Origin of the sequence: Curtobacterium sp. 320 (assembly GCF_031455235.1) — a bacterium.
Taxonomy (GTDB): domain Bacteria; phylum Actinomycetota; class Actinomycetes; order Actinomycetales; family Microbacteriaceae; genus Curtobacterium.
The window spans coordinates 111,183-120,201 of the sequence record NZ_JAVDSI010000010.1; the positions used below are offsets into that span (position 1 = coordinate 111,183).

General features: G+C 71.7%; 6 protein-coding genes. 3 read left to right on the top strand and 3 right to left on the bottom strand.

Going from position 1 to position 9,019, the window contains the following annotated elements; genetic code table 11:
• The first annotated feature begins 107 nt into the window (after positions 1 to 107).
• Positions 108 to 803 (top strand): class F sortase, encoded by a 696-nt coding sequence (locus J2X60_RS14090; RefSeq protein WP_309888317.1) that lies wholly within the window; start codon positions 108 to 110, stop codon positions 801 to 803.
• 45 nt (positions 804 to 848) lie between these two features.
• Complete coding sequence (locus J2X60_RS14095; protein ID WP_309888319.1) at positions 849 to 1,643, top strand: polyprenol monophosphomannose synthase; 795 nt, start codon at positions 849 to 851, stop codon at positions 1,641 to 1,643.
• 338 nt (positions 1,644 to 1,981) lie between these two features.
• Here J2X60_RS14095 and treZ read toward each other — a convergent pair whose 3' ends face one another.
• From treZ to glgX, 3 genes are read right to left on the bottom strand one after another with little or no spacing between them, the layout of a single operon-like run.
• Positions 1,982 to 3,736 carry a malto-oligosyltrehalose trehalohydrolase gene (gene treZ / locus J2X60_RS14100; RefSeq protein ID WP_309888320.1) on the bottom strand — a complete coding sequence of 585 codons (1,755 nt, stop codon included), beginning with the start codon at positions 3,734 to 3,736 and terminating at the stop codon, positions 1,982 to 1,984.
• Complete coding sequence (gene treY, locus J2X60_RS14105) at positions 3,733 to 6,195, bottom strand: malto-oligosyltrehalose synthase (protein WP_309888321.1); 2,463 nt, start codon at positions 6,193 to 6,195, stop codon at positions 3,733 to 3,735. The genes treZ and treY overlap by 4 nt, the downstream gene beginning before the upstream one ends.
• Positions 6,192 to 8,429, bottom strand: a complete 2,238-nt coding sequence (glgX, locus tag J2X60_RS14110; RefSeq protein WP_070416625.1) for a glycogen debranching protein GlgX — start codon at positions 8,427 to 8,429, stop codon at positions 6,192 to 6,194. Before glgX ends, treY begins: the two co-directional genes overlap by 4 nt.
• A 129-nt stretch (positions 8,430 to 8,558) precedes the next feature.
• Between glgX and J2X60_RS14115 the strand changes: the two genes are divergently transcribed.
• Positions 8,559 to 8,882, top strand: coding sequence for a hypothetical protein (locus J2X60_RS14115; RefSeq protein WP_070416624.1), 324 nt, complete (start codon positions 8,559 to 8,561; stop codon positions 8,880 to 8,882).
• The last annotated feature ends 137 nt before the right edge of the window (positions 8,883 to 9,019 follow it).

Here is a 9,019-nt window from a genome sequence, read left to right on the forward strand (position 1 = left end):
GGGCCGGTGCGAGCGGCGACGCGCCCGAGACTCGGCGGGGCGGGGCGGGCGGGGACGCGCCCGAGACTCGGCGGGGCGGACGAGTTCGCGCTGCCGGAGGCCGCGGTGTGTCCGGCGAGCCGAGACTCGGCGGTGGCGGACCGCGGCGGCGCGGCGTCCTCGTCGGGGCCGTCGTGGCCGGGGTGCTCGTGGTGGGCGGGGTCACCGGCGTCGCGGTCGCGGCCACCAACGGGACCGGGCGACCGACGGTGGCCGGTTCGGCCTCGCCGACCGCCGGATCGTCGGGCACTGCGGCACCCGCGGCCGGGAGCGCGACCGACGGCTTCCAGGACCCGGCAGCCCCCGCCGCCCGGTCCGACGCCACCCCGGTCCGCGTGACCATCCCCGCCATCGGGGTGTCCTCGTCGCTCGAGGACCTCCACCGCGGCGCCGCCGGCGAACTCGACCCGCCGAAGGACTGGGACAGCGCCGGGTGGTTCAGCGACGGCATCGTCCCGGGTGAGGTCGGCCCCGCCGTCATCGCCGGGCACGTCGACAGCCCCACCGCCGCAGCCGTCTTCTTCCGGCTCGACGAACTGGTCCCCGGTGACGAGGTCCACGTCGCCATGTCCGACGGCTCCACCCGCACCTTCACGGTGGACCGGTCCGAACGGGCGGCGAAGTCGGCGTTCCCCACGAGCGACGTCTACGGCACCGCCCCCACACCCCAGCTGCGCCTCATCACGTGTGACGGCACGTTCGACACGGCCACAGGTCATTACACGGACAATCTGATCGTGTTCGCAGACCTCTCGTCGGACTGACGCAGCGACCGGCCGATATCTTCGATGTCAAGCGCAAGGAGCACCATGAGCACGACACTGGTCATCATCCCGACCTACGACGAGGCGGAGAACGTCCGCCCCATCGTCGAGCGCACCCTGGCGGCCACCGACGCCGACGTGCACGTGCTCGTCGTGGACGACAACTCGCCGGACGGCACCGGCGACATCGCCGACCAGATCGCGCGTGAGACCGACCGGGTGCACGTGATGCACCGCACCGTGAAGGACGGCCTCGGCGGTGCGTACCTCGCCGGGTTCGCCTGGGGCCTCGAGCACGGGTACGACAAGCTCGTCGAGATGGACGCGGACGGCTCCCACCACCCCGAGTACCTGCCCTGGATGATCGAGCTCGCCGACACGAACGACCTCGTCCTCGGGTCGCGCTGGATCAAGGGCGGCGCCGTGGAGAACTGGCCCTGGTACCGCGAGCTCCTCTCCCGCGGCGGCAACCTCTACACGCGCCTCGCCCTCGGCATCGCGGTGCGTGACGCGACCGGCGGGTTCCGGGTGTTCACCTCGCGGGCGTTCGAGCGCATCGACCTCGGCGGCGTGGCCTCGAAGGGCTACTGCTTCCAGGTCGACCTCTGCTGGCGCGCGCTCGAGGCCGGTCTGCGCGTCGTCGAGACCCCGATCACGTTCACCGAGCGGGAGTTCGGCGTCTCGAAGATGAGCGGCAACATCGTCCGCGAGAGCCTCACCCTCGTCACGAAGTGGGGCATCGACCGGCGCATCCGTGAGGCCCGGTCCCTCGTCAAGGACCACCGCCGGCTCCCGTCGGTGCGGGCGAACGCGCACGCGGTCGCCGACCACGCGGCATGACGGGCTGCTGACGGGCTTCCTGGAGGAGCGGTGCCGGCTGGCACCGCGCCTCCGGTCCGTCCGTGGTCGCGGCGCGTCCGTGGTCGCGGGGCGTCCGCGTGGCGCGTCCGCGTGGCGCGAAAGCGACTCCGTGCGGATCCGTCCGCCGTCCGTGGCGGCACAGCGACAGGTTCCCGGACGACGACGGCGGGTGTCTGTCGCTTTCGCGGAGGCGCCCGTCGAGGGGCGAGGCAGGCCCGGCGAGGAGTGCGGGCGGGCAGACGAACGGCCCGCGGCGGGGTCGCCACGGGCCGTTCGGTTCGCGCTGGTCGGCTCCGGGCTGACCAGCTTCGCGCTGGTCAGCGCAGGACGACGACTCCATGCCCGGTGAAGCGGACGCAGTCCGTCGCGACGTCGGCCTCGCCGAAGCGGTAGAGCTCCTCGCCGGTGGCGCCGGGGACGGGCACCTCGGCTGCGTCGTCGAGGAAGTTCACCACGACGTGCACCGGCCGGGCGTCCGGGCCGAGCAACCCGCGCGTGAGCACGAGCCAGCGCCGGTCCTCGCTGCAGCGCACGGCGTTCGCCTCGTACCGCTGGTCGACGAAGGCCTGGTCGGTCCGCCGCAGGGCGACGAGCACGCGGTAGGCCCGGAGGATCGCCGCACCCCGCTCGGAATCGACGTCCGACCAGTCGAGCTTCGAGTTCGTGAACGTCGTCGGGTCCTGCGGGTCCGGCACGGCGGACTCGTCCCAGCCGTGCTCGGCGAACTCCTTGATGCGACCCTCGGCCGTGGCCTTGCCGAGCTCCGGTTCGGGGTGCGACGTGAAGAACTGCCAAGGGGTCGAGGCGGCGAACTCCTCGCCCATGAAGAGCATCGGCGTGAACGGGCCGAGCAATGTCAGGGCCGCCGCGATCACGAGACCCTCGTCGCTCACGGTCGCCGCGAGACGGTCGCCCGCGGCACGGTTGCCGATCTGGTCGTGGTTCTGGTTCGCGACGACGAGGGCCGTCGTCGGCGAGGTCCCGCGGTCGATCGGTCGCCCGTGCCGCTTCCCCCGGAACGACGACCACGTGCCGTCGTGGAAGAACCCGTGCTCGAGCACCTTCGCCAGCGCGGAGAGCGGTGCGAAGTCGGCGTAGTAGCCGTTCGTCTCACCCGTCAGCGCGACGTGGACCGCGTGGTGGAAGTCGTCCGACCACTGCCCGGCGAGACCGTAGCCCGAGGCCTCCTGCGGGCGGAACATGATCGGGTCGTTGAGGTCGGACTCCGCGATGAGCGAGAGCGGCCGCCCGACGAAGGCGGAGTACGCGTCCGTCTCGGAGGCCATCGCCTGCAGCACGTGCGGGCGGGTGGTGTCCCGCAGGGCGTGCACGGCGTCGAGCCGGAGCCCGTCGACGTGGTGGTCGCGGAACCACATCCGGACGTTGTCGAGCACGTACCGACGGACCTCGGGGTGTTCGACGTTCACCGAGTCGCCCCAGGTGTTGCCGAGCCCCTGCAGCAGGTACGGCCCGTACAGCGGCAGGTAGTTGCCGCTCGGCCCGAGGTGGTTGTACACGACGTCCTGGATGACCCCGAGGCCGAGTGCGTGCGCACGGTCGACGAAGCGGTCGTACGCGTCCGGGCCGCCGTAGGGGGCGTGCACCGCGAACCAGCCGACGCCGTCGTAGCCCCAGTTCCACTCGCCGTTCACCGCGTTGACGGGCAGGAGCTCGACGAACTCCACGCCGAGCTCGACGAGGTGCTCGAGCTTCGCGGCCGCCGCGTCGAGCGTGCCCTCGGGCGTGTAGGTGCCGACGTGCATCTCGTAGATCACGCCGCCGCGTGCCGGACGCCCGGTCCACGCGTCGTCCGTCCACGAGAACCGTGCGGGGTCGACGACCTCGGACGGGCCGTGCACCCCCTCGGGCTGGAAGCGGCTGCGCGGATCGGGCCGCACCGCGTCGTCGTCGCCGATGCGGAAGCCGTAGCGGGCGCCGACGACGGGGACGATCGCGTCGGTCGTCCACCAGTCGTCGGTGCCGCGGATCAGTGGGTACTCGGTGCCGTCGACCACGAGGCGCACGCGCTCCGGTGTCGGCGCCCAGACGGCGTAGCGGTCGGGTGCGGTCATGCGTGACCCTCCAGGATGTCGATCTCGGCCTGCGCGTCGGACTCACCGGCAGAGCCGGAGCCGCTGTCGGCGGGCGCCCCGCTGTCGGCGTGGGTCTCCGTGCCGTGGTCCGTCGCCTCGGCAACGTGCGCCGGCACGAGCAGTGCGACGGGGTAGTCGGTGAGCAGTTCGGCGAGGGCGATGCCCCGGCCGGCCGGCACGCTGCGGCCGGTGAGCAGGTCGACGCGGTCCTGGGGCACGGCGTGCACGAGGGTGTCGCCCCATCCGCCGACCCGCTCGAGCCCGATCGGCAGGCGCGTCGCGATCGTGACCGCGCCGCCACGGTCGAACGCGATCACGTGGTCCGCCGCGCTGCCGGTCGCCTCGAGCGCGAGGTACCGGGTGAAGAGCTCCGGGTGGTCGCGCCGCACACGGAGCGCACGACTCGTCACCAGGAGCTTCGCCGCACCGTCGAGCCCGACGTCGGGGAGCCGTTCGGGGCCGTCGTCGTCCGGGCCGTCGAGTTCGGCCAGGACGTGCCGGCGCTCGGTGTAGTCCACCGGCCGACGGTTGTCCGGGTCGACGAGCGAGCGGTCCCAGAACTCGGTGCCCTGGTAGACGTCCGGCACCCCGGGTGCGGTGAGCTGCACGAGCTTCTGTCCGAGCCCGTTCGACCACCCGGCGGCGTCGATCCGTTCGTCGAGCGCATCGAGCACGGCGACCACGGCCGGGTCGTCGAACGCGGCGTCGACGAGCGCGTGCATGCGGCGTTCGAAGTCCTCGTCCGGAGCCGTCCACGTGGTGCTGTCGCCGGCTTCGCGCGAGGCCTTCTCGGCGTAGGCGTGCAGGCGTTCCCGGCTGGCCGGGCGCGCGCCGACGATCGCCTGCCAGAGCAGGTCGGCCAGCACGGCGTCCTCGAGCGGGGCGAGGGACTGCAGGCGTTCGAGCGTCGACGCCCACTCGTGCCCGAGCTCGGCGAGCACGGCGATGCGCGCGCGGGTGTCCTCGCTGCGCTTGGTGTCGTGCGTCGTGAGGGTCGTCATCGTGTGCGGCCAGCTGCCGAGCCGGTCGCGCTGCGCCTGGTGGAAGGCACGGACCGACACCGAGAACACGCTCGGGTCGCCGCCGACCTCGCTCAGGGACGTCAGGCGGGAGGTCCGGTAGAACGCGGTGTCCTCGACACCCTTCGCCATCACCATGCCGCTCGTCTGCTGGAGGCGGATCGCCGCGGCGTCCGCGGGGTCGACCAGCGCCGGGGCGATCCGGTCGATGACGTCGTCGAGGTCCGGCCGCGCCGAGGCCGCACGTTCGAGGGCGTCGATGAGGTGGTGCGCGCCCTCGGGCAGGTACGTCCGGTAGACGTCGAACGAGGCGACGATCTCGGCGACCGCGTCGACGATCCGCTCGTGGGGGAGCGGTGCGGACGCAGCACTGCCGGTGCCGGGTCCGAGCAGCCGCGCGAGCCGCTCGACCTCGCTGCCGAGGATGCCGTCCGCGATGCCGCGACGGGTGTCGTGCGTCAGCTGCTGCCAGTCGGTCGGCTCGGCCCCGGACGCCGCGGTCAGCGAGTCCTCGCCGGCGGGGTCGACGAACACCCGGTCGAGTACGCCGAGGGCGTCGTAGCCGGTGGTGCCGTCGACCGGCCAGCTCGCGGGGAGTTCCTCGCCCGGCTCGAGGATCTTCTCGACGAGCGTGTACGCGCCGTCGGTGAGCGCGGCGAGGTCCTGTAGGTAGCCGGCGGGGTCGTACAGCCCGTCGGGGTGGTCGATGCGGAGTCCGTCGACGAGGCCGTCGCGGAACCACGCGCCGATCGTGCCGTGGGAGGCCGCGAAGACCTCGGGTTCCTCGACCCGGATCGCCGCGAGCGTGTTCACCGCGAAGAAGCGCCGGTAGTTCAGCTCGTGGTCGGCGCGCTTCCAGTGCACGAACTCGTAGTGCTGCCGGGCGTGGACGTCGGCCACCGAGTCGCCGTCGTGCACCGTGCCCGGAGCGGTCGGGTAGGCAGTGTCGCCCAGGTACAGCCGGCCGTCACGAAGGTCGACCGCGTCGAGCAGTCGATCGTCGAGCACCGGGACGCGGAACTTGCCGTCCCCGGCGTCCCAGTCGACGTCGAAGGCCCAGGCGACGGGGGACCCCTGGCCGTGCTCGAGCAGGGACCACCACCACGGGTTCACCCCGGGCGTCGCCACACCGACGTGGTTCGGCACGACGTCCACCAGGACGCCGAGTCCCACGGCGTGCGCGGCGTCGGCGAGCGCACGGAGCGCGTCGTCACCGCCGCGCTCGGTGTCGACGTGGCCGTGGTCGACGACGTCGTAGCCGTGCTGGGACCCGGGCTCGGCCTGGAGCACCGGGGAGAGGTAGAGCCAGTCCGCGCCGAGGTCGCGCACGTAGTCGACGACGTCGCGTGCGGCCGACAGGTCGAAGTCCGGCGTGACCTGCAGCCGGTACGTCGAGGTCGGGACGCGCCGGGCGGTCACTGCTGGCCGCCGCTCGTGGCGGAGGGAGCCGTGGCGCCGGCGGGGTTCACCGGTGTGACGGCGTCCTGCGGTGCCGCCGTGGCCGGTCGTGACGAGTCGGTGTCCACCGGGGTCACCGTGACCTCGTGGTCGGGCTCGGCCCGCAACACGATCATCGAGCGTGCCGGGACGTCGAGCGGCGTGCCGGCGTCGAGGACCTCGTCACGCGCACCCGGTTCCGCGGTGTCGATCCGCACCGTCCAGCCCGGCGAGTACTCCTCGGGGGGCAGCGTGAACGTCACGGTGTCGTCGTGCGCGTTGAAGTACGTGATGAAGGCGACGTCGGTGACACGCTCGCCGCGGGAGTCGCGCCCGCGGATCCCGTTGCCGTTCAGGTACATGCCGACGCTCTTGCCGAAGCCGGAGTCCCAGTCCTCGGGTTCCATGGCGTCGCCGGAGGGCGTGAGCCACACGACGTCCGGCAGCGGCTCGTCCTGCCCGCGACGGACCGGACGCCCGTTGAAGTACCGCGTGCGGCGGAACGTCGGGTGGTCGTGCCGGAGCTTCACGACGTCGGCCGTGAACTGGATGAGGTCGTCGTCGGCAGCGTCCCAGTCGATCCAGCTCAGCGCGGAGTCCTGGGCGTACACGTTGTTGTTGCCGGACTGCGTGCGCCCGAGCTCGTCGCCGTGGGCGATCATCGGCACGCCCTGGCTGAGCAGCAGCGTCGCGAGGAAGTTCCGTCGGCGCTGCAGCCGCAGGGCGTTGATCGACTCGTCGTCGGTCGGACCCTCGGCACCGGAGTTCCACGACCGGTTGTGGCTCTCGCCGTCGTTGTTGTCCTCGCCGTTGGCCTCGTTGTGCTTCTCGTTGTAGGCGACGAGGTCGTACAGCGTGAAGCCGTCGTGCGCCGTGATGAAGTTGATGCTCGCCTTGGGCGTGCGGCCGTCGTGCTCGTAGAGGTCGGCCGAGCCGGAGATCCGCGATGCGAACTCACCGAGGGTGGACGGCTCTCCCCGCCAGAAGTCGCGGACGGTGTCGCGGTACTTGCCGTTCCACTCGGACCACTGCGGCGGGAAGTTGCCGACCTGGTAGCCACCGGGGCCGACGTCCCACGGCTCGGCGATGAGCTTCACCTGGGACACGATCGGGTCCTGTTGGACCAGTTCGAAGAACGCCGCCAGCCGGTCCACCTCGTAGAACTCACGCGCCAGGGCGGCCGCGAGGTCGAAGCGGAAGCCGTCGACGTGCATCTCGGTGACCCAGTACCGCAGCGAGTCCATGATGAGCTGCAGCGAGTGCGGGTGCCCGACGTTGAGCGAGTTCCCCGTGCCCGTGGTGTCCATGTAGTACCGCTTGTCGTCCTCGACGAGGCGGTAGTAGGCGGCGTTGTCGATCCCGCGGAAGGACAGCGTCGGGCCGAGGTGGTTCCCCTCGGCCGTGTGGTTGTACACCACGTCGAGGACGACCTCGATGCCGGCGCGGTGCAGTTCGCGGACCATCGCCTTGAACTCCTGCACCTGCTGTCCGTGGTCACCCGAGGACGAGTAGTGCGAGTGCGGCGCGAAGAACCCGATCGTGTTGTAGCCCCAGTAGTTCGACAGTCCCTTGTCCTGCAGGGTCGAGTCGTTGACGAACTGGTGCACGGGCATGAGTTCGAGCGTGGTGACGCCGAGTCGCTGCAGGTGCGCGATCACGGCCGGGTGCGCGACCCCCGCGTACGTCCCGCGCTGTTCCTCGGGCACGTCGGGGTGCGTCTCGGTGAGGCCCTTGACGTGCGCCTCGTAGATCACCGTCTCGCCGTAGGGGATCCGAGGAGCCCGGTCGCCCTGCCAGTCGAAGAACGGGTTGATGACGACGCCCTTCATCATGTGGGGTGCCGAGTCCTGGTCGTCGGTCGAGTCCGGGTCGCCGAACGTGTACGAGAAGAGCGCCTGGTCCCAGTCGATGTCCCCGCTGGTCGCCTTGGCGTACGGGTCGAGGAGCAGCTTGTTCGCGTTGGCGCGGAGCCCCTTCTCGGGGGCGTACTCGCCGTGCACCCGGAAGCCGTACTGCTGGCCCGGGCCGACGTTCGGGAGGTAGGCGTGCCAGACGTACGCATCGACCTCGACGAGGTCGATGCACTGTTCGTTCCCGTCGTCGTCGAAGAGACAGAGTTCCACGCGTTCGGCGACCTCGCTGAAGAGGGCGAAGTTCGTGCCGCTCCCGTCGTAGGTCGCCCCGAGCGGGTACGGGTTGCCGGGCCAGGTGTGCAAACGGTCCTCCAGGTGTGGGTCCCGCCAACATATCGGCGGGAGCCGACCGCGTCCGCAGACAAGCTCCGGCCGTGGACGGATGCGCGGGCAGCTCCGCCTGTGGAGGAACGGGCGAGTAGCGTCGCGCGCATGGCCAACATCGTCACGCAGATCGCAGAGAAGGTACGCCCCGTCGGCGTGTCCACGAACTACGGGGAGCCGGTCGAGGTCGGCGACCAGACCCTCATCCCGGTGTCCCTCGGCTGGTTCGGCTTCGGTGGGGGCGGGGACGGCGACGACAACGGTGGCGGAGGCGGCGGTGCCGTCTCCATCCCGATCGGCGCCTACGTCCGACGCCCCGGCAAGGACCTCGAGTTCGAGCCGAACCTGATCTCCCTCCTCGCGGTGAGCGTCCCGGTCATCTGGGTGACCGGCACCGTCCTGCGCAAGCTGGTCCGCGTCCTGAAGAAGTGACCCACTGACGGACCTGGAGGCGGGGGGGGGGGGGGCGCCCCCCCCCCCCCCCCGGGGCGGGGGGGGGGGGGCCCCCCCCGGGGGGGGCCCCCCCCCCCCGGGGGGGGGGGGGGCGCACACCCCAACCCACCCCGGGA